This is a genomic window from Paenarthrobacter nitroguajacolicus (assembly GCF_029952445.1).
GTDB classification, from domain to species: Bacteria; Actinomycetota; Actinomycetes; order Actinomycetales; family Micrococcaceae; genus Arthrobacter; species Arthrobacter nitroguajacolicus_B.
The window spans coordinates 79,587-103,267 of sequence record NZ_JAQPPK010000015.1 but is presented as its reverse complement, the minus strand read 5'-3'; the positions used below and the strand labels follow the sequence as shown (position 1 = coordinate 103,267).

Annotated in this window: 23 protein-coding genes and 1 riboswitch; of the genes, 7 read left to right on the top strand and 16 right to left on the bottom strand. The window is 64.3% G+C overall.

Annotated elements, in window-relative coordinates:
* Nucleotides 1-41 precede the first annotated feature (41 nt).
* The 10 genes from PJL15_RS12920 to hemE all read right to left on the bottom strand — a co-directional run bounded on the left by PJL15_RS12920 (nt 42) and on the right by hemE (nt 11,359).
* On the bottom strand, nt 42-1,316 hold the full coding sequence (locus tag PJL15_RS12920) for a glycoside hydrolase family 3 N-terminal domain-containing protein (RefSeq protein ID WP_281451538.1): 1,275 nt from the start codon (nt 1,314-1,316) through the stop codon (nt 42-44).
* 111 nt (nt 1,317-1,427) lie between these two features.
* Complete coding sequence (gene hemL, locus PJL15_RS12915; protein WP_281451537.1) at nt 1,428-2,741, bottom strand: glutamate-1-semialdehyde 2,1-aminomutase; 1,314 nt, start codon at nt 2,739-2,741, stop codon at nt 1,428-1,430.
* Nucleotides 2,742-2,798: 57 nt separating this feature from the next.
* Entirely contained in the window at nt 2,799-3,875 is a 1,077-nt protein-coding gene (locus tag PJL15_RS12910) for an LLM class flavin-dependent oxidoreductase (RefSeq protein WP_281451536.1), read from the bottom strand.
* Entirely contained in the window at nt 3,875-4,855 is a 981-nt protein-coding gene (gene hemB / locus PJL15_RS12905) for a porphobilinogen synthase (RefSeq protein ID WP_281451535.1), read from the bottom strand. The genes PJL15_RS12910 and hemB overlap by 1 nt, the downstream gene beginning before the upstream one ends.
* A complete protein-coding gene (locus PJL15_RS12900; protein WP_281451556.1) occupies nt 4,852-5,646 on the bottom strand; it encodes a uroporphyrinogen-III synthase in 795 nt (264 codons plus the stop codon). The genes hemB and PJL15_RS12900 overlap by 4 nt, the downstream gene beginning before the upstream one ends.
* Nucleotides 5,647-5,761: 115 nt before the next feature.
* Nucleotides 5,762-6,760, bottom strand: coding sequence for a hydroxymethylbilane synthase (gene hemC / locus PJL15_RS12895; protein WP_281451534.1), 999 nt, complete (start codon nt 6,758-6,760; stop codon nt 5,762-5,764).
* Nucleotides 6,757-7,980: a ferrochelatase gene (locus PJL15_RS12890; RefSeq protein WP_281451533.1), complete on the bottom strand. Its 1,224-nt coding sequence runs from the start codon at nt 7,978-7,980 to the stop codon at nt 6,757-6,759. The genes hemC and PJL15_RS12890 overlap by 4 nt, the downstream gene beginning before the upstream one ends.
* A complete protein-coding gene (gene hemQ, locus PJL15_RS12885) occupies nt 7,977-8,678 on the bottom strand; it encodes a hydrogen peroxide-dependent heme synthase (RefSeq protein WP_281451532.1) in 702 nt (233 codons plus the stop codon). The genes PJL15_RS12890 and hemQ overlap by 4 nt, the downstream gene beginning before the upstream one ends.
* Before the next feature lie 72 nt (nt 8,679-8,750).
* Nucleotides 8,751-10,238, bottom strand: coding sequence for a protoporphyrinogen oxidase (gene hemG, locus PJL15_RS12880; protein ID WP_281451531.1), 1,488 nt, complete (start codon nt 10,236-10,238; stop codon nt 8,751-8,753).
* Nucleotides 10,239-10,243: 5 nt separating this feature from the next.
* On the bottom strand, nt 10,244-11,359 hold the full coding sequence (hemE, locus tag PJL15_RS12875) for a uroporphyrinogen decarboxylase (protein ID WP_281451530.1): 1,116 nt from the start codon (nt 11,357-11,359) through the stop codon (nt 10,244-10,246).
* A gap of 158 nt (nt 11,360-11,517) precedes the next feature.
* Between hemE and PJL15_RS12870 the strand changes: the two genes are divergently transcribed.
* Nucleotides 11,518-12,840 (top strand): glutamyl-tRNA reductase, encoded by a 1,323-nt coding sequence (locus PJL15_RS12870; RefSeq protein WP_281451529.1) that lies wholly within the window; start codon nt 11,518-11,520, stop codon nt 12,838-12,840.
* Between the two features lie 21 nt (nt 12,841-12,861).
* Here PJL15_RS12870 and PJL15_RS12865 read toward each other — a convergent pair whose 3' ends face one another.
* Together PJL15_RS12865 and moeB are read right to left on the bottom strand one after the other, a co-directional pair.
* Complete coding sequence (locus tag PJL15_RS12865) at nt 12,862-13,851, bottom strand: SDR family NAD(P)-dependent oxidoreductase (RefSeq protein ID WP_281451528.1); 990 nt, start codon at nt 13,849-13,851, stop codon at nt 12,862-12,864.
* A gap of 72 nt (nt 13,852-13,923) precedes the next feature.
* Nucleotides 13,924-15,126, bottom strand: coding sequence for a molybdopterin-synthase adenylyltransferase MoeB (gene moeB / locus PJL15_RS12860; protein WP_281451527.1), 1,203 nt, complete (start codon nt 15,124-15,126; stop codon nt 13,924-13,926).
* A gap of 6 nt (nt 15,127-15,132) precedes the next feature.
* On the opposite strand from moeB, the gene PJL15_RS12855 reads away from it, so the two are divergent.
* The 3 genes from PJL15_RS12855 to PJL15_RS12845 are packed head-to-tail and all read left to right on the top strand — an operon-like array spanning nt 15,133 to nt 16,482.
* Entirely contained in the window at nt 15,133-15,867 is a 735-nt protein-coding gene (locus tag PJL15_RS12855) for a TetR/AcrR family transcriptional regulator (protein WP_218670569.1), read from the top strand.
* A gap of 50 nt (nt 15,868-15,917) precedes the next feature.
* Nucleotides 15,918-16,142 (top strand): DUF3107 domain-containing protein, encoded by a 225-nt coding sequence (locus tag PJL15_RS12850; protein WP_144659727.1) that lies wholly within the window; start codon nt 15,918-15,920, stop codon nt 16,140-16,142.
* A 37-nt stretch (nt 16,143-16,179) separates the two neighbouring features.
* Nucleotides 16,180-16,482, top strand: a complete 303-nt coding sequence (locus PJL15_RS12845) for a hypothetical protein (RefSeq protein WP_281451526.1) — start codon at nt 16,180-16,182, stop codon at nt 16,480-16,482.
* 63 nt (nt 16,483-16,545) lie between these two features.
* On the opposite strand, the gene PJL15_RS12840 is transcribed toward PJL15_RS12845, so the two are convergent.
* The 4 genes from PJL15_RS12840 to thiO form a co-directional block, all read right to left on the bottom strand.
* Nucleotides 16,546-16,890: a 4a-hydroxytetrahydrobiopterin dehydratase gene (locus tag PJL15_RS12840; RefSeq protein WP_281451525.1), complete on the bottom strand. Its 345-nt coding sequence runs from the start codon at nt 16,888-16,890 to the stop codon at nt 16,546-16,548.
* Nucleotides 16,891-16,934: 44 nt separating this feature from the next.
* On the bottom strand, nt 16,935-17,735 hold the full coding sequence (locus tag PJL15_RS12835) for a thiazole synthase (protein ID WP_281451524.1): 801 nt from the start codon (nt 17,733-17,735) through the stop codon (nt 16,935-16,937).
* 2 nt (nt 17,736-17,737) lie between these two features.
* Nucleotides 17,738-17,974 carry a sulfur carrier protein ThiS gene (gene thiS / locus PJL15_RS12830; RefSeq protein WP_281451523.1) on the bottom strand — a complete coding sequence of 79 codons (237 nt, stop codon included), beginning with the start codon at nt 17,972-17,974 and terminating at the stop codon, nt 17,738-17,740.
* 37 nt (nt 17,975-18,011) lie between these two features.
* Nucleotides 18,012-19,274, bottom strand: coding sequence for a glycine oxidase ThiO (thiO, locus tag PJL15_RS12825; protein WP_281451522.1), 1,263 nt, complete (start codon nt 19,272-19,274; stop codon nt 18,012-18,014).
* Nucleotides 19,267-19,386: riboswitch (TPP riboswitch) on the bottom strand. It overlaps the preceding gene by 8 nt.
* 27 nt (nt 19,387-19,413) lie before the next feature.
* Here thiO and thiE point away from each other — a divergent pair.
* The 3 genes from thiE (at nt 19,414) to PJL15_RS12810 (ending at nt 23,677) form a co-directional block, all read left to right on the top strand.
* The gene (gene thiE, locus PJL15_RS12820) at nt 19,414-20,097 is read left to right on the top strand and encodes a thiamine phosphate synthase (RefSeq protein ID WP_281451521.1); all 684 of its coding nucleotides are present in this window, start codon (nt 19,414-19,416) and stop codon (nt 20,095-20,097) included.
* 132 nt (nt 20,098-20,229) lie between these two features.
* Nucleotides 20,230-21,729, top strand: a complete 1,500-nt coding sequence (locus tag PJL15_RS12815; protein WP_281451520.1) for an RNB domain-containing ribonuclease — start codon at nt 20,230-20,232, stop codon at nt 21,727-21,729.
* Between the two features lie 277 nt (nt 21,730-22,006).
* The gene (locus PJL15_RS12810) at nt 22,007-23,677 is read left to right on the top strand and encodes a DEAD/DEAH box helicase (protein ID WP_281451519.1); all 1,671 of its coding nucleotides are present in this window, start codon (nt 22,007-22,009) and stop codon (nt 23,675-23,677) included.
* The last annotated feature ends 4 nt before the right edge of the window (nt 23,678-23,681 follow it).

Sequence of the window (23,681 nt, the reverse complement as noted above, 5' to 3'; positions counted from 1 at the left end):
GAATGACCGTACGTGTGAGGGCGGGGCTTCCTGCATCCCGCCTACTCTCCGTTCTTGACGCGCAGCACCGTAAGGGCCGCAGCATCGACCTTGGCACGGAACGCAGGGTCTGCCTGGGCTTTCTTAACCACAGCCTGGTGCATTGCCGGAATGCTGGTGGGGTCGGCGCAGACCAGCATCGTGCCTCCGGCTCCGAAGAAGTTCAGGGCACGGTCGGCATCGGACCAGGCTTCCAGTTGTGCTGCACTGCAGAGGTCGTCCGAGAGGACTATGCCCTTGAAACCGGCGTCTCCCCGCAACATTGTGTCCATCACGATGGGGGAAAACGGGGCGATGTTGGCGGGGTCGATTTTGTCGTAGTAGGCATTCGAGAGCATGACCCACTTGGTTCCCGACTTAATCGCAGCCTTGAAAGGCTCAAGGGCAGGATCCGTGCGCGTAGTGGCACTGTCCCGTACATGGCTGGTGACATCGGTGTTGGGCACCACGCGTCCCAGCCCCGGGAAGTGCTTGACCACAGGGGCCACCCCGGCGTCCTTCATGCCATCGGCGAAGGCATTCCCCAATTCCGAAACAGTTTCCGGCGCAAAGCCGTACTCCCGCTGGAAGTGGCCGATAGGGCCGTTGGAGGGCGCAAATTGCGGGCTGGTAACCGTGTCCAGGACTGGAGCAAGGTTGACGTTGACGCCGGCGCTGAGAAGTTCCCTGCCCCATGTTGCGGCGTCAGAACGGATTTTCGCCGGTCCCGTTGATGCCTGCACCAGTGCGGCGGGAATGGTGGAGAATCCCGGCCCGGAAAGGACCTGGACAAGGCCCCCTTCCTGGTCTGTGGCGACAAAGAGGGGCACGCCGCCGGTTGTCGCAGCTGAGACCGTGCCGGTCAGCGAGGAAACGACGGCGGCCGTGGATGTTGTCCCGGCCTTGCTGCGCCCACTGAGGTACACGTTTCCGGCGTGGTACTTCTTCAGCGCCTCCATTGTTCCCGGCTCGGCGCCCGTTGCTTTCGCCGCCACCATAAACAGTTGCCCAACACGCTGTTCCAGGCTCAGAGCGGAGAGTTGCTGCTCGGCGGCCGACACGGTGGTGGTGGCGGGGGCCGGTGCAGCTGAGGTGGCCGCGGACGGAACGGACGGGCTGGCGCTCGTCGGCGCGTCCGTCGTGCTTGGTTGCGATGAGGACGGTGCGGACGATGTTCCTGCCGCAGACGAAGGCCCTGCAGGTGCCTGTCCGGCGGAACAGCCTGAAGCCAGGGCGATGAACGCTCCTGCGGCGGCGATGGTAACGCTGAGGGATGCAATTGTTTGGGACTTGCGCATGGTAAACCGTGAGTTCGTTGGGGTCGGGTTTCCACCTATGAGCCTACCCTGATCGGGTACGACAATGCCCCGGCCAGCTGCCGTCAGCAGCTGGCCGGGGCATGGGACGTGCTAGGCCGAAGCCGCCGCCTTGGCAGCAGCCGGCAGGGCTTCGATGATGCGGTTCATCGCCGCGTCGTCGTGGGCTGCGGAAAGGAACCAGGCTTCAAAGACCGACGGCGGAAGGTAGACACCGGAATCCAACATGGAGTGGAAGAACGGCGCATAGCGGAAGCTCTCCTGGCCCTGGGCGTCGTCGTAGTTGTGCACGCCCTTGGCCGAAGTCCCGAAAGCAACGGAGAACAAGTTTCCAGCCCGCTGAATGGAGTGATCCACTCCTTCAGCATCAAGGGCGGTTGAGAGCGCCGCTGAAAGTTCCAAGGAACGGGCATCCACGTACGCGTAGACCTCCGGCGTTGCATTGCTCAGCGTAGCGACGCCCGCGGCCATGGCAACCGGGTTACCCGACAAAGTACCGGCCTGGTAAACCGGGCCAACAGGAGCGAGGAAGTCCATGACGTCGGCACGGCCGCCGAGTGCCGCCGTCGGCATTCCGCCGCCGATGACCTTGCCGAAGGTGAGGAGATCAGGCGCCCAGCCTTCCTGCCGGCCCGTAAGGCCCCAGTAGCCGGCGTAGCCGGTGCGGAACCCCGTGAGGACTTCGTCGAGGATGAGCAGCGCGCCGTGTTCGGTGGTGATGCGGGACAGCCCGGCGTTGAAGCCCTCCCCCGGAGTGACGACGCCCATGTTGGCCGGAGCAGCTTCTGTGATGACAGCCGCGATGTTCTTGCCGTGGGCAGCGAAGGCGGCCTCAACGGCGTCGAGGTCGTTGTACGGCAGTACCAAAGTCTCGGCTGCGGTAGCTTCCGTAACTCCAGCGGAACCCGGCAACGCCAGGGTGGCGACGCCGGAGCCCGCTGCAGCCAACAGTCCGTCCAGGTGGCCGTGGTAGCAGCCGGCAAACTTGATAATCAGGTTGCGGCCGGTGAAGCCGCGGGCGAGGCGAACCGCCGTCATAGTCGCTTCAGTACCCGTGGATACCATGCGCAGGCGCTCGACGGCGGACACACGATCCTTGACGATCTCGGCGAGGTTGGCTTCGTCAGGGGTTGAGGCGCCGAAGGACAAGCCCCGGTCCACGGCTGCATGGACCGCGTCAAGCACGGCCGGGTGTGCGTGGCCAAGCAAGGCCGGGCCCCAGGAGCATACGAGGTCCACGTATTCCTGGCCATCGGCGTCAGTGAGGTAGGCGCCCTTGGCGGAGACCATGAATTTCGGATTGCCTCCCACAGAGCCGAAAGCGCGTACGGGCGAGTTCACACCGCCGGGCATCAGGGACCTTGCGCGGTCGAAGAGCTGATCGGACACTGGGGTGTTTGACGTCATGGTTCCTATTCTTTCAGTGTTTCCCGGCGGGCCGTGCCGCCCGGTGGTGGCCGTGGCTTAGGCCGAAGCCAGCAGCTTGGCAACCCGTGGGGCCACCTCGGTGCCGTAGAGCTCGATGCATCGCATCATGGATTGGTGGGGCAACGTCCCGTTGCTGTATTTGAGATCGAAGCGATCCACTCCGAGGTTCCGCTTAAGCAGGGCGATTTTCTGCGCCACGGTTTCCGGCGACCCAACATAGAGGGCACCTTCAGGCCCGCACATGGCATCGAATTCGCCTCGGTTTCCGGGTCCCCAGCCGCGTTCGGCGCCGATCCTGTTGCGCTGTTCAAGCCAGTGCGGGAAGAGCTCCTCGCGCGCGGCTTCGTCGGTATCGGCAATGAAGCCGGGCGAGTGCGTCGCTATCTGGCGCATGGGGTGGCCATACTTGGCCATTGCTTCGCGGTACAGATTGACCAAGGGGGCGAAACGACGGGGTTCTCCCCCAATGATGGCGAAGATGATGGGGTAGCCGTATTCGGCGCAGCGCAACACCGATTCGGGGGTGCCCCCCACTCCGATCCAGGCGGGCAGCAGGTGGTGCTGCAGCTTCGGGTAGACCTGCAAACCGTTGACGTTCGGCCTGGTGCGTCCTTCCCAGTGCACCGGCTTTTGGGCCCGCACTTTGTCAAAGAGTTCCAGCTTCTCTTCAAAGAGGACCTCGTAGTCTGCCAGGTCCAAGCCAAACAACGGGAACGACTCGACAAACGATCCCCGCCCGAGCATCACTTCAGCCCGTCCGTTGGACAGTGCGTCGACAGTCGCGAACCGCTGGAAGACCCGGATGGGGTCATCGGAACTGAGGACAGTCACAGCCGAGCCAAGCCGGATCCGCGACGTCGCCGCTGCGGCGGCAGCCAGGAACACTTCGGGCGCCGACACCGCAAAATCGCGGCGGTGGTGTTCGCCCACACCAAACGCATGGATCCCGACGGCGTCAGCCAGTTTGGCTTCCTCCAGCAGCTCGCGCAGGACTTGCGCGTGCTCCTTCGGGTTCCCGTCGGCGTCGAGACCTGCATCGCCGAAGGTGTTCACGCCGAGCAGGATCTGGTTGGCAGCCACCGGCGTCGTCGGATCGGAGGGTACGGATGTCATCAGGACTCCTTCAGCCAGCCTGCCAGTTCGGAGGCCCAATAGGTAAGGACGGTATCGGCACCGGCCCGCTTGATCCCGAGCACGGATTCGGTAATCGCACCGCGCCTGTCGATCCAGCCGTTGGCGGCGGCAGCTTCGATCATGGCGTACTCACCTGAAATTTGGTAGGCCGAGACCGGGACGGGGCTCATGGCAGCAACGTCCGCGAGGATGTCCAGGTAGCTCATGGCCGGCTTGACCATCACCATGTCCGCGCCTTCCTCCAGGTCCAGCTCAACCTCAAGAATGGCTTCCCGGCGGTTGGCGGCATCCATCTGGTAGGTCCGCCGATCACCCTTGAGCTGGGAATCGACGGCCTCACGGAAGGGGCCATAGAACGCCGAGGCGTACTTGGCTGCGTAAGCAAGAACTGCAGTGTTCTTGTGCCCGGATTCCTCCAGCGCCTGGCGGATCACGGCAATCTGGCCGTCCATCATGCCCGATGGTCCCAGCACATGGGCGCCCGCTTCGGCCTGCGCCACGGCCATCTGGCCATAAATCTCCAAGGTGGCGTCGTTGTCCACGTAGCCTTCGGCGTCCAGCACGCCGCAGTGGCCATGATCAGTGAATTCGTCAAGGCAGACATCGCCCATGATGACCAGTTCGTCGCCGACTTCGGCCTTCACGTCGCGGATGGCCTTGTTCAGGACGCCTTCGGGATCGAGGGACGCAGTGCCCTGTGCATCCCGTACAGCTGGCACGCCGAACAGCATAATGCCGCCCACGCCGAGCTCAACTGCCTCCGCGGCTGCCCGCTTCAAGGAGTCGGTGGTGTGTTGGACGACGCCGGGCATGGAACTGATGGGGCTCGGTTCCGTCAGGCCCTCACGGATGAACGCCGGGAGGATCAGGTCAGCCGGGGCCAACCTGTTTTCCGCGGTGAGCCTGCGCATGGCGGGAGTGGTGCGCAGACGGCGGGGACGATGGTTTGGAAAGCTCATTGCGGGTTCCCTTCGTTGGCGAAAACAGATTGCAGGGCGGCCACGATGCCGTCCGGGGTTGGTTCCTGGGCGGTCGCTCCCACGGTCATGCCGAGCCGTGAAGCTTCAACCGCCGTCGGACGTCCGATTGCCACGAAACGGCAGGTCCCCAGGGTCGGAAACATCGCGGCGAGGCGCCGGGCGGCACTTGGTGAGGCGGCAACCAAGGCGTCTAGAGTCCCGGCGTCGAAGGCCTTACGAACGTCGTCCGGGTTGAGGACAGCCAGCGTCCCGTTGCCCGGATTCACGACGGCGGCAGGAACTTCCGCGGTAAGGCGCGCTTCCTCGCGGGCCGGGTAGTCCACGGTGTGGTAGGCGACAACCGCGGTGACGTCCGCGCCCTTGGCGGCCAGGCCCTCCCTCAGGCCGGGCGCTGCAATATCGGCTTGCGGGAGGAAGACCCTCGACGAAGCCTTTTCCCACACCTTCAATAAGCCATCGGCGGACTGGACATCGCCGGGCACCAGGTCAACGGTGAGCCCAACGGACTCCAGGACGTGGCGGGACGAGGTGCCGATAGTGGCAACCTTGGTTCCAGCCGGAACCAGCTCTGCCAGGGGAACGCCGCGCTCCGCGGCTTCGGCCAGCAGGACCTGTACCGTGGTGACGCTGCTGACCACCAGCCAGTCGAAACCGCCCGCCGCGAGCCGGTCGAGTCCTGCATCCAGGGGAGCTGGGTCGGCTGCCCGTTCGAAGTCGATGAGTGGCAGGACCAAGGGCTCCGCCCCCAGGTGCTGCAGCAGCGCAGCCAAGGGGCGGGCGCGGTCGGCGCTCCTGGTGATCAGGATCCGCCGACCGGCAAGCCCCGCCGCTTTGGCATGCTCCGCTTCGGCATGCGCGGGTGTTGATTGCCCGGGCCTGGATTGCTCAGGACGCTGCAAGGTCCGCGATCTCCGCGGCGCCCGCCGCGAGCAGAAGCTCAGCAACTTCAATGCCCAGCAACGTAGCTCCGACTTCGGTCAGTCCGTCGGTGGCTTTCTTTTCCCGGACGGTCTTAGTGCCGTCAACAGCGCACACCACGGCTTCCAGGTGCAACATGCTTCCCTTACGGAAGGCGTAGGCACCAACAGGCGCGGCGCAACCGGCCTCGAGCCTTGCCAGCACCGCACGCTCGGCCGTCACCGCAAGGCGGGTGTCGTCGTCGTTCAGGGCCGCAAGCGCCTGGGCAAGCACGGCGTTGGAACCGTCGCCGGACGCTCCCTGCTGCGGCGCATCTTCCGCACGGCATTCGATGGCCAGTGAACCTTGTCCAGGAGCAGGCAACATCACATCGGTAGCGAAGAACTCGCTGACCGCGTCCAGCCGATCGATGCGTTCCAGGCCGGCGGCTGCAAGCACCACGGCATCGAGGTCGCACGTCTTGCCGGGGACAACCTCATCGGTCGCATTTCCGGGGAGCCCGGGTACGCGGCCCAAGCGGGTGTCGACGTTGCCGCGGATGTCAAGGACTTCGATGTCCGGGCGGGCGGCCCGCAGTTGGGCTGCACGTCGGGGTGAGCCTGTTCCCACTTTGGCCCCGCCCGGCAATTCCGCGAGCGTCATGCCGTCACGGGCACAGAGGACATCCCTGACGTCCACGCGCTGCGGAGTAGCGGCAATGGTCAGGCCAAGCGCAGCTCCGGTCGGAAGGTCCTTGAGCGAATGCACGGCGACATCGCACGTTTCGGCGAGCAAAGCATCCCGGAGCGCGGCAACAAACACACCAGTACCGCCCATTTGGGAGAGGGATCCGGTTTTGACGTCGCCCTCGGTCTTGATGTGCACCAGCTCCACAGGGAAGCCACCCACCGCAGCCAGCTTGTCTGCTGTTTGCTGGGTCTGCGTCAGGGCAAGCTTGCTCGCCCTGGTTCCGATCCGGACTCTCACTTGGCGGCCTCCGCAGCGGGGTAGGCGTCGTGGCCTGTGCCCACCGTGCTGCCCACCTCTGAAATCACCGGCTTGGCACCACGGAAGTTCTCGCAGCAATTCGGGCGGCAGACGTCATACCAGGGGCCCAGATCCGTCACATGGGGTCGTTCGGCGATGTTGTTATCGACGGTCCGCTCACAGATGAGGTCCACAAGTCCCGAGACGAAGGCAGCGTGCGTGCCCGGCGTGGGAACGCGGGTTGCCGCAATGTCCAGGTTCTTGCAGGTTTCCAGTGCCTCTGTATCGAGGTCCCAGGCAACTTCCATGTGGTCACTGACAAAACCGAGGGGAACGATGACGACGCCGCGGACGCCTTGCGGGGCAATTTCTTCGAGGTGGTCGTTGATGTCCGGTTCCAGCCAGGGAATGTGGGGCGCGCCGGAGCGGGACTGGTACACGAGGTCCCATGCCACATGCGGTGCCACGGTGTCCATGATGGCCTTGGCGTTGGCAAGGTGCTGGGCCGCGTAGGCAGACCCCTCTGCGAATTCGCGGGGCTCGTCTTCGGACCGTCCGGCAGCCTCTGCGTCACGCGTGGGGATTGAGTGCGTGGCGAACAGGACCCGGATCTTGGAATCCGGATCTGCTTCGCCGGCTGCGGTGAGCTTGTTCCGGATCTCCTCAAGGCCAGCTGCGGTGCCTTCCAGGAAGGGCTGGACCACGCCGGGGTGATCGAAGTACTGGCGGATTTTGTCCACCTGCAGCTTGCCGTCCAATCCAGTTTCGGTCAGGGCGACGCCGATGTCCTCGCGGTACTGGCGGCAGCTGGAGTAACAGGAGTAGATGCTGGTGGTGAGCATCAGGATGCGGCGGTGACCCGCGTCGTAGGCGTCCTGCAGGACCGGCGCGATGTACGGGTCCCAGTTCCGGTTGCCCCAGAGGACCGGCAATTCAATGCCGCGCCCCGCGAGCTCGGCCTCGATTGCAGCCTTCAACTCGCGGTTCTGCTGGTTGATGGGGCTGATGCCACCGAAAGCGCGGTAGTGGTGCGAGACCTCTTCGAGGCGTTCGTCCGGGATTCCGCGGCCACGGGTCACGTTGCGCAGGAAGGGAATGACATCTTCCTGCCCCTCGGGACCACCGAATGATGCCAGGAGCACGGCATCATAGTTCCTTGGTTCCTGGCGGCCGCGTTCGGTCACTTCGTTGGGGGCGGTGGAGATGGTGGGCGTGCTCATGCGAGGACCTCGGCAATCTCTGCGGCGGTGACGCGGCGGCCGGTGTAGAACGGAATTTCTTCACGGACGTGGTTGCGGGCGTCAGTTGCGCGGAGGTGGCGCATCAGGTCCACAAGGTCCACGAGTTCAGGAGCTTCCAGGCCGAGGATCCATTCCCAGTCGCCCAGGGCGAAGGAGGAGACCGTGTTGGAGATGACCTGCGGGAATTCGCGGCCCAGCATGCCGTGTTCGCGCAGCATGGCGCCACGTTCTTCGGCGGGCAGGATGTACCACTCATAGGAACGGACGAACGGGTAGACACAGAGCCAGGTGCTGGGCTCAACGCCGCGGGCATAGGCCGGAACGTGGCTCTTGGCGAACTCCGCTTCGCGGTGCACGCCCATGGCCGACCAGACGATCTCGGTTCCGGCGAAGAGCTTGCTCCGGCGGATGGAACGGACCGCGGCCTGCAGGTCCTCCGGCTTGGCCCCATGGAGCCACACCATGATGTCCGCGTCCGAGCGCATGGCCGAGACGTCGTAGCTGCCTCGGAGGACCACCCCATCGGCGGCAAGTTTTTCTACCAGGGCTTCGAATTCCTGGGCAGCATCGCCGCTGCGCAGGACGTCGGCCGAGCGCTTGAATACAGTCCAGAGCGTAAAGAACTGCTCTTCGGATTCAGCAGTTTTAGTGACAGATTCGACAGAAGTGTGGCTCATGGTTCAAGTTTGCCCCGTGCCAGCCGCTAAGTCGAAACGGATCAGTTCTACATGGCGTAGAAGTGACATAAATCACGGAATTGCCGGTTCGTCCGCGCTTCCTTGGGCCAGTTGCCTCCGGGTGTCCGCCACTACGGCCGCCAAGCCGTTTCCGGCCAACCAGCCACCCACGACCACCAAACCATCGGCCGCGGCACAGACCTTACGCACCTGGGCTACGCGCTGTTTATGACCGACGGCAGCGAAGGGCAATGCCCCTGCCCACCGCACCACGTCCCAATCAACGATGTCGGCACGGGATACGGGTACGGTCAGCAGGGCCGAAGCGTCCTCCAGGGCCGCGGCGAGGAGCGAGTCGTCGTCCAGGACTAGATCCACTCCCCCACCGGCCTCCTCGCGGCGGCCATAGGAAAGGCGCAGGACATGCGTCCCGGGGCCGGCTTCCTCAGCCAGCCAGTCCCATTTGGCCGTGGCATGGGTCAGTGCCTTGGCCTTGATCCCGGGCGTTTGGGGCGCCACCAAAATTCCGGTCCCACGCGGGCGGCTGTCGAGCTCGGGCAGATCCACTACAAGGGTCACCAGGCTTACCAGCGGCCCGGGTGCCGGGCGCAAGTCGGCCAACCCAGCCACGGACTTCTCCAGGAGCCCGACGGCGGCGGGGCCGTCCAGCGCAACCACCAGCCGGTCGGCGTCGAACGTGGAACCGGCGGCGAGGACACGCCAGCCGTTCCCGGTCCTCAGTACGTCCTCGGCACGCTTTTCCGTGATCAGTTCAACGCCGCGGTCCCGCAGGTCGGCAACCAAGGCCGCAACCAGCGTGTTCATGCCGCCCTTCAAACCGGCGACGGCGGAACCCGCCTTTGCCGGTGCGGTTCCGGCAGTTCCAGCACCAGCAGTTCCGGCGCCGGCTTTGCGCTGGGCAGCTACCGCGGCAGCAAGCGAACCATGCTTGCGGAGGCCTGCCCGGAGTCCGGGGGCCACCATGTCCACATCCAGGAGGACGGGATCGGCCGAGTGGACGCCTCCAACCACCGGCGAGACAAGTCGCTCCAGGACCTTTTTACCCATCCGGGCGCGGACCAAGGCAGAAACACTGGTGACTTCCGAAGATGTACCTACGGACGCCGGAAGCCAACGGTCCAGGGATGCACGCAATGCCCCTGCGAATCCCAATGAGCGCCGCACTTCCGGGTCCCAGGGGTTCGCGGGGATTCCAAGGACACCTGTCTTGGGGAGTTCCCGTGCGCCGTCCGGTAGCTGCACCCAGGCACCTCCCGGATGTGGGGCGACGATCTTCTCCGCCAGGCCGACCTCGCGCGCGAGGTCGGCTACGGCCTGGGAGCGGGTGGCGAAAGATTCTGCTCCGCTGTCCAGGTGCAAACCGGCAACTACGTGGCTGCCCACGCACCCGCCCCACGACCCGGTTGCTTCCAGTACGGTGACAGACGTGCCGGCGATGGCCAGTTCCCGCGCAGCGAGGAGCCCCGAGATTCCGCCGCCCACCACCACTGCCGTGGCGCCTGGCGTGCGTGGCTTGTTCGTTGCGTGGCCGCCGCGCATGCGCCCTACTTGGCGGGGATCGAGTGGATAAGTTCCACAACCCGTGTGAGCACCGTGGGATCCGTTTCCGGGGGCACTCCGTGGCCGAGGTTGAGGACATGGCCAGGTGCTCCGGCGCCGGCGGCGATGACTTCGCGGACATGCGCCTCAAGCACCTCCCACGGGGCCGAAAGCAGCGCGGGGTCGATGTTGCCCTGCAACGGAACCGTCCCGCCCAAGCGCCGGCTGGCTTCATCCAGGGGAAGCCGGTAGTCAACTCCAACGACGTCTACCCCGACATCGCGCATGGCGACAAGGAGCTCGGAGGTTCCGGTACCGAAGTGGATCAACGGAGCGCCCAGGCCGCGGACGTGGTCCAGCGCGCGGGTCGAGGCCGGTGCCACGTATTTGGTGTAGTCGGCCAGGCCCAGGGAGCCGGCCCAGGAGTCAAAGAGCTGGCCGGCAGAGGCACCGGCTTCGAGCTGTGCCTGGAGGAACAGCCCCGATGCATCGGCGGCCCAGTTGGCCAGCGCAGTCCACGTTTCGGGATCGGCGTGCATCATGGTCCGCGGGCCGAGGTGGTCGCGGGAGGGCTTTCCCTCCACCATGTATGCGGCAAGAGTGAACGGCGCGCCGGCGAATCCGATGAGCGGTGTGGTGCCAAGTTCGGCGACGGTGAGCCGCACGGCTTCACGAATGGGTTCAAGCGCTTCCCACGTCAATGTGGGAAGGGCTGCGACGTCCTCGGCGGTACGCACGGGCTTGTCCAGGACCGGGCCGACGCCCGGAACGATGTCTACGCCAACACCTGCCAGCTTCAGGGGAATGACGATGTCCGAGAAAAAAATGGCGGCATCGACGTCGTGGCGCCGAACGGGCTGAAGGGTGATTTCAGAGGCCAGCTCCGGCCTCAAGCACGAATCCAGCATCGCAACGCCCTCACGGACCTTGAGGTATTCAGGCAGGGAACGGCCGGCCTGGCGCATGAACCACACCGGCCTGCGCGAGGGCGTGCCGCCGCGGTAGGCCGTGATCAGCGGTGAGTCCGAGGTGCGGCCGTCCTTCAGCGGGTGGTTGGCGTCGAGGCTACCCGCCGGGGAGTTGGAGGCCGTACTCTGGGATGCTGCCGAGCTAGAAGTCATGCCTTTGATTGTGCCGAAAATCCGGGCCAAAAGATAACGACAAACTGTCACGTCCCGGCCCAACCCCGGCGTTGTGACACGGATCACCGAACCCCGTGGGGATTCCCACGGCGCCATATTGTTCTACCGGCCTACGAAAAAGCTATGATTGGGGTGCTGTGGTTCTTTTCTCATTGGTGGCTACACACGCCGACATCGACCTCGAAACCGTCGCTCAGTTGAGCAACGGTTCCTCTGGGCTTGCCTCGGCGGCCCTGACAGATTCCCCCGTGGTGTCCGGAGCAGTGGTGCTGGCCACCTGCAACCGCTACGAGGTTTACGGCGAAACGGCCAACGGGGCTGACCTCGAAGCAGCCCGTTCCGCCCTCGTTTCCCAGATCAGCGAGTTGAGCGGCCTCAACGAACAACTTGTCTCACGCTCCTTTGCTACCCACACGGGTCCCGAAGTCACCCGCCACTTGTTCGCAGTGAGCGCCGGACTGGACTCCGCCGTGGTGGGTGAACGCGAAATTGCAGGCCAGGTCCGCCGGGCCCTCATCACTGCCCAGCAGGAAGGGACCGCGAGCTCCGGGCTCGTCCGGCTCTTCCAGGCCGCGTCCAAAACGGCCAAGGATGTTGGCGCACAAACCGCGCTCGGTTCACGTGGACTGTCCATCGTTTCAGTTGCCCTGGACCTCGCCACGGACCTTGCCGAGAATGAAGACTGGTCCACCAAGAAAGTGGTGGTCTTCGGCACAGGCGCCTATGCCGGCGCCACCATGTCCCTCCTGCGGGAACGTGGTTGCACGGACGTCTCCGTCTACTCTTCTTCCGGCCGCGCGGAAGCATTCGTCGCCACTCGCGGCGGTAACGCGCTCGACGCCGATACCCTCCCGGCCGCAGTGGCCGCAGCTGACGTCATGATCGGCTGCAGCGGCTCGGACAACCGGGTGGAAGCCGCCGACCTTGCCCGCGTCCGGGCCAACTCCGGCAAGCCGTTGATTGCAATTGACCTGGCCCTGACCCATGACTTTGATCCGGCCGTTGGCGAACTGGAAGGCGTGGAATTGTTGACCCTTGAGTCGGTACGCCTCGCCGCTCCCCAGGAGCAGTCAGAATCGTTGTCGCAGGCCAGCGCAATCGTCACAGGCGCAGCAGCTTCCTTTGAATCCGAACGCGAAGCCCGTTCCGTGGACACAGCCATCGTGGCGCTGCGCCGCCACACCATGAATGTCCTGGACGCCGAGATGGAGAAGGTCCGTGCCCGCCACGGTTGCACAGCTGCAGCCGAGGAGGTGGAGTTCGCACTTCGCCGCATGGTCAAGCAGCTCCTCCACATCCCCACGGTCCGTGCCCGCGAGCTTGCCGCCAACGGCCAGCAGGACGACTACGTCGCAGCCCTCGAGGCACTCTATGGAATCCAGGTGGAGCAACCGCAGGCTGCTGCCGCAGCCCCGGAATGCCCCGTGGACCACGACCAGCTCCGTTCCGAAAGCGCCTGACGAGTACCCTGCGCCACGCGCCTACGCGAAAGCGTTGACTCCCGTCAGTTCCGCCGACAACGCCCACAACTTCCTGGCGTCAGCCTTGTCCACGGCGTGCGCGTCCACTCCCTGGTAGCGCGCCAACGGGGATGCCTTGTCCGTCGGATTCGCTATGTCGCAGTCCTCGCAGTAAACGCCGCCCTTCCCGTTGAGGGCTTCCGAGGTGGCTGCCCACACGGATGTCGCGGCCCCTTGTTCGGGAGTCTTGAAACCCTCGCGCACGTTGCCCTCGGCGTCCATCCAGCCCGCTGCCACCATTTCTTCCTTGGGCAGGTGCCGCTGCAGCTCGGTCATGATTCCGCCGGGATGGACGGCGAACGCGCGCACGCCTGAGTCCCGGCCCAAGTGGTCGAGCTCCACGGCAAAGAGGGCATTCGCTGTCTTGGCTTGCCCGTAGGCCTGCCACTTGTCATAACCGGCGTTGAAATTGAAGTCATCGAACCGGATCGACGAGATCTTGTGCCCCGTAGAGGACAACGAGACAACGCGTGCGTTACCTGAGGCTTTCAAGGCCGGCCACAAGGTGTTGACCAAGGTGTAGTGCCCCAGGTGGTTGGTGGCGAACTGGGCTTCCCAACCCGGTCCCACGCGTTGTTCCGGGCTGGCCATGATGGCAGCGTTGTTGATCAGGATGTCCAGCTTGTCGTGTTCGGCCACGTAGCGCGCGGCGAATTCCTTGACGCTTTCCTGGTCGGCGAGGTCCATGTGCTCCACGTGCACATCCTCGGAAAGACCGGCCTCTGCCAGGACCGAACGGGCGTGCTCAAGGCGCCGTGCAGGTACGGTCACATCCGCCCCCGCCGAGACCAGTGCCCGCACGGTCTCCAACCCCAACCCGGAATATCCTCCCGTGACGATCGCCGTCCTGCCGCGCAGGTTGATCCCCTCGATAACTTCCATGGCGGTGGATCCGTGCCCGAAGCCGGAACCAATGGGCCGCTGCACTGTCTCTGTCTGCTCTTCACTCATGCTTGAGCTTCCCAGACAAGCCTGTGAACGGGCAACGGTCAGTGGATTGGGCCGGTCAGTGAACGCGCCCGGTCAGTAGACGGGCTTGGCCGGTTCCACCTGCCGAACCCAGGCGAGGATGCCGCCGTCGAGGTGTTTGACGCGGCTGTAACCGGCCTTCTGCGCCGCTTCCAGCACAGTTGCCGAGCGGGTTCCGGCCTTGCAGTGGAACACGATGTCCTTGTCCTGGGGCAGATCCACCCAAGCTTCGCCGGACAGGATGCGGCCCTGTGGGATGAGCACCGAGCCATCGATACTCACAATGCTGTGCTCGCCGGACTCACGGACGTCCACGAGTTCAAAGTCCCGCTCCCCCGATTCGCGTTCGGCAAGCATCCGGGCAAGCTCCGTGGCGGTGACCGTGTGGTCCTGGTCCGTTGCGGCAGCGGGCGTCACACCGCAGAAGGCCTCGTAATCGGTCAGCTCGGTGATGGGCTCTGCTTCCGGGTCCTTGGATACCTTGATTTCGCGCCAGCTCCCGCCCAGGGCGTCGAACAGCGCCACCCGCCCCAACAAGGAACGCCCGACGCCGGCAATCAACTTCACGGCTTCGGTCACCATGAGCGAACCCACGGCTGCGCACAGCATGCCAAAGACGCCGCCCTCGCCGCAGGACGGTACGGAGCCTGCTGGCGGCGCCTCGGGATAGAGATCCCTGTAGCTGGGTCCGTGCTTTGCCCAGAAGACGCTGACCTGGCCATCGAAACGGAAAATCGAGCCCCAGACGTAGGGTTTGCCGAGGATGGCGGCGGCGTCATTGACGAGGTAGCGGGTGGCAAAGTTGTCCGCGCCATCGAGGATGAGGTCGTACTGGGCGAAAAGCTCCAGCGCGTTGGAGGAGTCCAGGCGGATGTTGTGGAGGACAACGTTGACCAAGGGATTGAGTTCCGCAATCGCATTACGAGCCGACTCAATCTTTGGCGTGCCCACGTCCTTCACTCCGTGGATGACCTGGCGCTGCAGGTTGCTGAGGTCGACGTCGTCGTCGTCAACGATTCCGAGCGTTCCCACGCCTGCGGCAGCCAGGTACAGCAGGGCGGGCGAGCCGAGGCCGCCGGCGCCGATGACAAGAACTTTCGCATTCTTAAGCCTGCGTTGGCCCACGGCTCCGATTTCCGGAATGATGAGATGCCGTGAGTACCGCTCCACCTCGGCCGGCGAGAGCTCGGCGGCCGGTTCAACGAGGGGTGGCAGGACAGTGGGCGCAGCGGAGTGGGCAGCAACAATTGAGGCCATACCCCAATGTATGCCTGCCGATGCCGCCCGGTCATATTACCCACCGGTAGAGTGGTCATAACTGCAAAGGAAAGGCGGCAGACTGTGGCTGACGGCACACGGGCAAACGATGGGGCACCCGCAAAGCAGGAACGGACCGGTTCACCTCGTTCACCAAGGCTGCCGCGCGACGAGCGCCGGGCGCAGTTGCTGAACGCTGCCTTGGAAGTGTTCGTTTCCAATGGCTTCCACGGCGCCGCCATGGACGAAATCGCCGAGACGGCACACGTCAGCAAACCGGTGCTCTACCAGCACTTCCCGTCCAAGCGTGAGCTGTACATGGCGCTGCTGGACAGCCACCTGGCCACTCTGACGGACCTGATGCTCGGCGCGCTGAACTCCACCACGGACAACAAGGAGCGCGTCAAGGCCGTCATGCGGGCCTACTACAGGTTTATTGCCGACGACGACCAAGCGCACCGGCTGGTGTTCGAGTCCGACCTCATCAATGATCCCGACGTCAGCTCCCGCCTGGAGACGTTCAACAAGACCTTCGCCGACGCCGTCGCGCACGTTATCGCCGAGGACACCAAACTGCCGCCGCTTGAAGCCCAGCTCCTGGGCCGCGGCCTGGCCGGAATGGCCCAGGTCAGCGCCCGGTATTGGCTCGAAACGGACGGAAACCTGGACCTCGATGTCGCCAGTGATCTGATCTATCGTTTAGCTTGGCGCGGAATCAGTCGATTCCCCAAAGAGTCCTAGGCTACAAATAGAGGACTGACTTAATACTTGATTGGCTTGGAGGCCTTGCTGTGGAAGTAAAGATCGGCATTCAGAACGTTGGCCGTGAAATTGTGCTCGAATCCGCCCTCGATGCTGACGCAGTAGCCAAGATCGTGGCCGAAGCCGTGTCCAAGGGCTCGGAACTGCGGCTTACTGACGAGAAGGGCCGTCAGATCATCGTTCCCGGCAACGTCCTGGGCTACGTGGAAATCGGTGCCGAGGAAGTCCGCAGGGTCGGCTTCGGCGCACTCTAGCGAATTCCGTCCTGCTCTCATCCGCTAAGGAGTCCCCATGCTTTCACTCGTCATCGTGGTCCTGGCCACCGTCGCCACAGGTTTCATTGTGTGGGCAACCGACAAGCGGCACAGCAGGTATGGGATCGCGTTGCCGGTGGGCATTTCGGCCGCAGTAGCAACGCTCAGCTGGATCGCGTTCATCAGCGCGGGTCTGGGCTACCAACCCGGCGCCACCTGGATTCCGTGGGTCCTGCCGATTGTTCTGGGTACGGCCGTGGCAGCAGGCGTGGTGGTCTATCTGGGACGCACGCGTACCAAGCGCGACACAGAGGCGCTGACAAAAGCGCTGCGTCTCTAGGCACTGGTTCCAGGCACGAAAACAACGACGACCATCACCCTGGCGGGTGATGGTCGTTTTTGTTCAGCTGCCCTCTGCGCCTGGGTAGCGCCCCGGCTCGGCGACGGCGCCCAACGCCGAGGCTGCCTCGCTCACGGAGGCTGCGGCGTCGAGGTCCCGTTGCGTCAGCTCCCCGCCTGCGTCATGGGAAACGTAGCGGAGGAAGACCCTGTTGTACCGCCACTGAAGATCCGGGTGGTGGTTTTGCTCTTCGGCGATGCGTCCTATCTCTGCAATCAGCGCCAAGGCGTTGGCCGCCGTCGAGCATTTGTACACGGTGACGAGGCCGTCCCGGAGTTTCCATCCGGGGAGGTCCCTCAGGGCGGCTTCAACCGCGGCATCGGGGACGGGACCGTCCGTACCAGCCATGACTGCTCCTTCTTCGGGAGAACCTCAAGGGGAGAACCTCAAGCTCAGAGGAACTCTGCCCGGCCTTCCATGGCCGAGGACGCGAGGGCGTGCTCACGGCGCGGAATCCGGCCTGCCTGCCTGGCCAGCCTACCGGCGATGACGGCGTGTTTGAAGGCCTGACCCATTTGGACAGGGTTCTGTGCCCTGGTCACGGCGGTGGCAAGCAGGACCGCGTCACATCCGAGTTCCATGGCGAGGGCGGCGTCCGAAGCTGTGCCGATCCCGGCATCCAGCACCACCGGGACTGATGCCCGGGACACGATGAGTTCGATGTTGTGCGGATTAAGGATGCCCAGTCCGGTTCCAATGGGCGAACCAAGCGGCATGACGGCCGTGGCGCCGAGGTTTTCGAGCCGGAGCGCAAGGACGGGATCGTCATTGGTGTAGGCAAACACGTTGAAGCCCCGGTTTACCAGTTGCTCGGTGGCTTCCACCAGCTCCACGGCGTCCGGGAGGAGCGTGTGTTCGTCGGCGATGACTTCCAGTTTGACCCAGTCGGTCTCCAGCGCCTCACGCGCCAGTTCTGCCGTCATCACAGCGTCCTTGGCCGTGAAGCAGCCCGCTGTGTTAGGCAGGACCCGGATGTTGTTGTCCACGAGCAGCTGGAACAGGGAGCCCGTTTCGGCCGGCGAATAGCGCCGCATGGCCACGGTGGTGAGCTCGGTTCCCGATGCCAGGAGCGCGGCTCCCAGGCCATCCAGGCTCGGCGCGCCTCCGGTGCCCATAATCAGTCTGGAGCCGAATTCGACGCCGTCAATCACCAGGGCGTCGTCGGTGCGAATGTCGGTGCTTGCTGTTGTCATTTTCAGCCTCCCTGTACTGCTGTAACGAGTTCGAGTTCATCGCCGTCGGCCAGCGGAGTCGCCGCCCATTGGCTGCGCGGCACCACCTCGGAGTTGCGCGCGACGGCGACACCCAGCTTGCCGCCGTCGGCCGCTTGTCCCCGGAGGTCCAGGGCACGGCCGGTGACGGAGGTGACCACACTGCTGACGGACGCGTCATCGGACACTTCGTGGACGGCGCCATTGATCTTGATGTTCATACTGTTTCCTTGATGTCTGAATGAGGGCAACGCGGGGTCACTTATGGCCCCCCGCAGGGGCTTCCATGGGCCACAAGTGACCCCGGGTTGCGCTGAAACGGTCGGGTCGGAAGATGGACCAGCGGGAATCTGCGGAACCACTGATCAATTGGCCCACGATGTGTGCAGCTGCGGGGGTGAGAAGGACACCGTGGCGGAAGAAACCGGTGGCTATCACCAGGCCTTCGACCTCGCCCGTGGGCTCAAGGCCGCCTGTGGACTTGCAGACGCGGCCCAGCAACGGGGCGTTGTCCGGGGTCCCTGGCCTTGCACGGGCAGTTGCCTCCAGGAGTTCAAGTTCAGCAACCGCGGGAACGAGCACTTGGGCGTCGCGCAGGAGCTGGTAGACACCTCCGGCGGAGACAGCGTTGGACGTCGCTGACAAGGCGTCTTCGCGCTGGGTGGCTCCGATCACCACGGTTCCGTCGTCCCTGGGCACGATATACACGGGAACCCCGCGGACCATGCCACGGACCGTGGCCGTGAGAAGAGGCTGTAGATGCCCAGGGACCCGAAGCCTGAGGATGTCACCGTAGACCGGCCTGACCGGAAGGTTGAGTCCCTCCGGCAGGCCTGCCAGTGCAGGGGCGCCCAAACCATTGGCCACCACGGTTTCCCCGGCAAGGACAGTGCCACCGGTTTCAAGTTCGACGCCGGAAACGCGGTCCCCGTCCCACAACAACCCCCGCGCGGAGGCGGACACTGCGAAACCTTCCTTGGCGCCGCCCACCCAACTGCGATCCCTGGGTGAATGCGCCGCCAGCCCCGCCAGGAAATGGTCCGTCAGCTTTCGGGGATCCACTTGGTGGTCGGCCGGGATATCAAAGGCGCAGGAAATTTGCGGGCTAAGGAGTGGCTCGCGATCCCTGGCCGTGCGCAGCGACAACGGCTCCACCTCAAGCCCAGCGGCAAGCTGCACCGTGCGAAGGTCTGCGAGCGCGCGCCGGTCCGCAGCGTCGGCACCCACGGCGAGGGTCGGCGTCGTGCGGTATCCGGTAGCGGCCCCGCCGTCGGACATTCCGTCCACAAAGGCAGGCCAGAGCCTGGAGGATTCGAGCATGAGTTCCAGGAGGTCTTCCTCCTGGTAGTGCAGCTCGCTGACGGGCGCCAGCATGCCGGCGGCCGCAAATGTCGCGCCCGTTGCGGGCGCGGGATCAATGAGGGCCACGGATTGGCCCAGTTTCCGTATCTGGTGGGCGATGCCCAGGCCTATGACGCCCCCGCCGATGACGGCGACATCTGCGTGTATGGCTTCTGCCATGTATTTCCTTCCCTACGCCGGTACTAGCCGGATCAGGTCAAGCGGTCGGCTCTGAAGCCCTCTCAGCCGGACAGTCATAAAGTGGCATGTCCCGGCTCCCGCAGTACGTGCCCAGTTTAGAGGAACTACTGTGGTTTCCATGACCCAGCACGATGCCCTTGCCAGCGCCCGCCTCTACCTGTGCACCGATGCGCGCAAACGCCAAGGCGACTTTGAAGACTTTGTAGACGCCGCGTTCGAAGGCGGTGTGGACATCATCCAGCTCCGCGACAAGACGATCGAGGCTGCCGAGGAACTGGAATTGCTGGCCGTCCTGCGCAGTGTCGCGGAAAGGCACGGACGGCTCTGGGCGGTCAACGACCGGGCCGATGTCGCCAGTGTTTCCGGGGCGCCTGTGTTCCATGTGGGCCAAAAAGACTTGCCGTTGGGGGTTGCCCGCTCGTTCCTCCCCCGGCCGGCGGTGATCGGTCTTTCCACGCACACACCAGAGCAGGTTAACGCAGCCATTACCGCTTCGCCGGGCGAGCAGGGACTGGACTACTTCTGCGTCGGGCCCGTGTGGGCAACTCCCACCAAACCTGGCCGCGAAGCTGTTGGAACGGGTTTGGTCACATACGCCGCGGAAGCCATCAAACGCGCCGAAGAGACCACGGGCGGCGCCGTGGAACTGCCATGGTTTGCCATCGGTGGAGTCGACCTTGGCAACGTCGAACAAGTACTGGCTGCGGGAGCCAGCCGGATCGTCGTCGTCCGTGCCATCACCGAGGCGGAGGACCCGACGGCGGCAGCGAAGTCGCTGCTCGAGGCCCTGGACAGCGTTTAGAAGCCCTCGGGCGGAACGCTGTCAGAAGGTCAGGCCTGTCACCTTGCGCGTGCGCTTTTCCGCAAGGCCTCAGGTCAGTCGAAGTGCCTATAATCCAAGACTATCGGCCTGTTTCGGGCTAACCTGATTTTCGTGTCACATCATCGGATAGCGCCCAACGTCGACGACTCATCGGACCAACTCGCGGCTGCCCTTGCGGCCCTGAGGACCGAGTTGGAACTGCCCGGTGATTATCCGGCCGCGGCCGTACGGGAGGCAAGGAACGCCGTCGAATCCCGCCGCCTGCCCGACCGGGACCTGAAGCACATCCCGTTCGTGACAATCGATCCCGCCACGTCTACTGATCTTGACCAGGCCTTGTTCATTGAGCGTGCCGGCGACGGATACAAGGTTCTCTACGCGATCGCCGATGTGCCGTCCTTCGTGGCTCCGGATGGAGCCCTGGATGCTGAAACCAGGCACCGGGGACAGACGTTCTACGCGCCCGACGGACGCATCCCCCTGCACCCTGAGATCATCAGCGAAAACGCCGGCAGCCTGCTGGCCGGGCAGGACTGCGGAGCGTTCGTCTGGGATTTCGACCTTGACGCCGAAGCGGAAGTGCTGGGTGTCTCCGTTGCCCGTGCCACCGTTCGCAGCCGCGCCAAGCTGAGTTACAAGAGCGCCCAGCAGCAAATCGACGACGCAACAGCCCCGCCCGTCCTTCAACTTCTTAAGGAAGTGGGTTTGAAGCGGGTTGAGCTGGAGAGGCTGCGTGGAGGCGCAAGCCTCAACATGCCGGAGCAGGAAATCGTCCAAGCGACCGACGGCGGCGGGTACAGGATCGTCGCTGCGCCCTCACTGCCGGTGGAGGACTGGAACGCACAGATCTCCCTCATGACCGGAATGGCTGCGGCCAAGCTGATGCTGGACGGAAAAGTCGGCATCCTTCGGACCATGCCCGCGCCGGATGAGAGATCGCTGCAGCACTTCAAGCGGCAAACGGCAGCATTGGGCAAGCCATGGGACGGCCAGGTCACCTACGGCGAGTACCTGCGGACCCTGGACGCCTCTGATCCGAAGCAACTGGCCATCCTGCACTCGGCCGGGACGCTGTTCAGGGGCGCCGGCTACACACCGTTTGACGGCGAAGTGCCCGACACTGTCACCCAGGCAGCCATCGGCGCCCCCTATGCCCACACCACCGCTCCCCTGCGGCGGCTGATTGACCGGTTCGTCCTGGTGATTTGCGATGCCCTTTGCAACGGCAAGGAAATTCCCCGCTGGGCACGTGAGGCCTTGCCTTCCCTGCCCGAAATCATGGGCGCCTCCGACCAATTGGCGGGACGGCTGGAGCGTGCCGCACTGGACACCGTGGAAGCCGCACTTGTAGCAAACCATGTGGGCCAGGAATTCGATGCAGTGGTGATTTCCGGCTCCAAGCCCTCCAACGGGAACGGAAACAACAACGGCAAGGGCAAAGGCAACGGAAATGGAAACGGCAACGGCGGCCCCTATGGCGTGGTCCAGATCGCTGAGCCTGCAGTCACGGCCCGCTGCGACGGCGAATTGGAGTCCGGCACCAAGGTCCGGGTGCGCTTGGTGAAAGCCGAAATTGCCAGCCGTGAGATCCGGTTCGAACTCCTGAACTGACGCGCTTCAACGCATCGATCCGGGCTTTATGGCTCCCAGAGGATAGACTGGCCATGTAGTAATGGATGCCCGGTCGTTGATTCAGTTAATTTTTGAACTCAACAAGCCCGCCCCTACGCGATCTTGAGATGTACCAACTGGTCACCAGTGCCAGTACTTAGATAGCCCGCGATCGGCTTCCACTGGACTTGCTTGCGCGCCCGTTCTGCTCCGGTACGGCTCCGCCGCCCCCGTTGAGCATGCAGCGCCAATGCCCAAATGAATAAGGAAACTCCCTGTGAGTGAATTGCACACCCATGAAGTCCTGACGGACTCCACCGGAACTGAATCCATCGAACCCGAGGAAACGATCATCTCGGATGAGACGCCCCACGAGATCGAAGAGAAGTCGTTTGCGGACTACAACGTCCGTGCCGACATCGTTGAGTCGTTGGCCGACGCCGGCATTACGCACCCCTTCCCCATCCAGGCCATGACCCTTCCGGTCGCCCTGGGCGGCCACGACATCATCGGCCAGGCAAAGACCGGTACCGGTAAGACCCTCGGCTTCGGTATCCCGGCTCTGCAGCGTGTTGTCGGCCGGGATGACGCCGGCTACGGGAAACTTGCTGTCCCGGGCGCCCCGCAGGCCCTGGTGATCGTCCCCACCCGTGAATTGGCTGTGCAGGTCGCCAACGATCTCCAAGCCGCCTCCCGCAAGCGGAACGCCCGCATTGCCACCATCTACGGCGGCCGTGCCTACGAGCCGCAGATCGATGCCTTGCAGAAGGGCGTTGAAATTGTTGTGGGCACCCCCGGGCGATTGATCGACCTCTACAAGCAGAAGCACCTGAGCCTCAAGAACGTCAAGATGGTCATTCTGGACGAGGCCGACGAGATGCTGGATCTCGGCTTCCTCCCGGATGTGGAGACCCTGATCGCCGGTACGCCGGCCGTTCGGCAGACGCTGCTCTTCTCCGCCACCATGCCCGGCCCCGTGATCGCCATGGCACGGCGCTACATGACGCAGCCCACGCACATCCGTGCGGCTGATCCCAACGATGAAGGCTTGACCAAGCGCGATATCCGCCAGCTCATCTACCGTGCGCACAGCATGGACAAGACCGAGGTGGTAGCCCGCATCCTGCAGGCCCGCGGACGCGGCCGGACCATCATCTTCACCAAGACCAAGCGCACTGCCGCAAAGGTAGCCGAGGAACTGGTTGACCGTGGCTTCGCTGCAGCGGCCATCCACGGCGACCTGGGCCAGGGTGCCCGCGAACAGGCCCTTCGCGCCTTCCGCAACAACAAGGTGGATGTCCTCGTGGCTACCGACGTCGCCGCCCGCGGCATCGACGTCGACGACGTCACGCACGTGATCAACTACCAGTGCGTCGAAGACGAAAAGATCTACCTGCACCGCGTTGGCCGCACCGGACGCGCCGGCAACAAGGGCACCGCCGTCACGTTCGTTGACTGGGACGACATGCCCCGCTGGGGCCTCATCAACAAGGCCTTGGGACTCAGCGTTCCTGAGCCTGTGGAGACCTACTCCTCCTCGCCGCACCTCTACACCGACCTCGACATCCCCGAGGGAACCAAGGGCCGCCTGCCGCGCAACAAGCGCGTCCTTGCGGGTGTGGATGCCGAGGTTCTTGAGGACCTGGGCGAGACCGGCAAGAAGAACGCCCGCTCCGGCGGTTCGGGTCGCGACGGCGGCCGTGGCCGCACCGGCAGGTCCGGCGACGCCAGCGAGTCCAAGGGCGACGGCGGACGCAACCGCACCCGTCGTCGTCGTACTTCCGATGGCGAAGCAGCTCCGGCTGCAGGTGCCGGCGAAAACCGCACTACGACTACGGACAACGCCGAGAAGCCTGCCCGTACGCGTCGTACCCGCACCCGCCGCCGCAACGGCGAAGTTGTTTCGGGTGAGGCAGCAGCAGCACAGCCTGGCAACGCCGAGGCTTAAAACC

Coding starts and splice junctions, on each gene's coding strand:
- thiO (WP_281451522.1), bottom strand. CDS start 19,274: ATGGCAGAAGCCATACACGCAGATGTCGCCGTCATCGGCGGGGGCGTC.
- PJL15_RS12865 (WP_281451528.1), bottom strand. CDS start 13,851: ATGAGTGAAGAGCAGACAGAGACAGTGCAGCGGCCCATTGGTTCCGGC.
- PJL15_RS12920 (WP_281451538.1), bottom strand. CDS start 1,316: ATGCGCAAGTCCCAAACAATTGCATCCCTCAGCGTTACCATCGCCGCC.
- PJL15_RS12890 (WP_281451533.1), bottom strand. CDS start 7,980: ATGAGCACGCCCACCATCTCCACCGCCCCCAACGAAGTGACCGAACGC.
- PJL15_RS12845 (WP_281451526.1), top strand. CDS start 16,180: ATGCTTTCACTCGTCATCGTGGTCCTGGCCACCGTCGCCACAGGTTTC.
- moeB (WP_281451527.1), bottom strand. CDS start 15,126: ATGGCCTCAATTGTTGCTGCCCACTCCGCTGCGCCCACTGTCCTGCCA.
- hemB (WP_281451535.1), bottom strand. CDS start 4,855: ATGAGCTTTCCAAACCATCGTCCCCGCCGTCTGCGCACCACTCCCGCC.
- hemQ (WP_281451532.1), bottom strand. CDS start 8,678: ATGAGCCACACTTCTGTCGAATCTGTCACTAAAACTGCTGAATCCGAA.
- hemE (WP_281451530.1), bottom strand. CDS start 11,359: ATGACTTCTAGCTCGGCAGCATCCCAGAGTACGGCCTCCAACTCCCCG.
- thiS (WP_281451523.1), bottom strand. CDS start 17,974: ATGAACATCAAGATCAATGGCGCCGTCCACGAAGTGTCCGATGACGCG.
- PJL15_RS12910 (WP_281451536.1), bottom strand. CDS start 3,875: ATGACATCCGTACCCTCCGATCCGACGACGCCGGTGGCTGCCAACCAG.
- PJL15_RS12835 (WP_281451524.1), bottom strand. CDS start 17,735: ATGACAACAGCAAGCACCGACATTCGCACCGACGACGCCCTGGTGATT.
- thiE (WP_281451521.1), top strand. CDS start 19,414: ATGACCCAGCACGATGCCCTTGCCAGCGCCCGCCTCTACCTGTGCACC.
- PJL15_RS12840 (WP_281451525.1), bottom strand. CDS start 16,890: ATGGCTGGTACGGACGGTCCCGTCCCCGATGCCGCGGTTGAAGCCGCC.
- hemG (WP_281451531.1), bottom strand. CDS start 10,238: ATGCGCGGCGGCCACGCAACGAACAAGCCACGCACGCCAGGCGCCACG.
- PJL15_RS12855 (WP_218670569.1), top strand. CDS start 15,133: ATGTATGCCTGCCGATGCCGCCCGGTCATATTACCCACCGGTAGAGTG.
- hemL (WP_281451537.1), bottom strand. CDS start 2,741: ATGACGTCAAACACCCCAGTGTCCGATCAGCTCTTCGACCGCGCAAGG.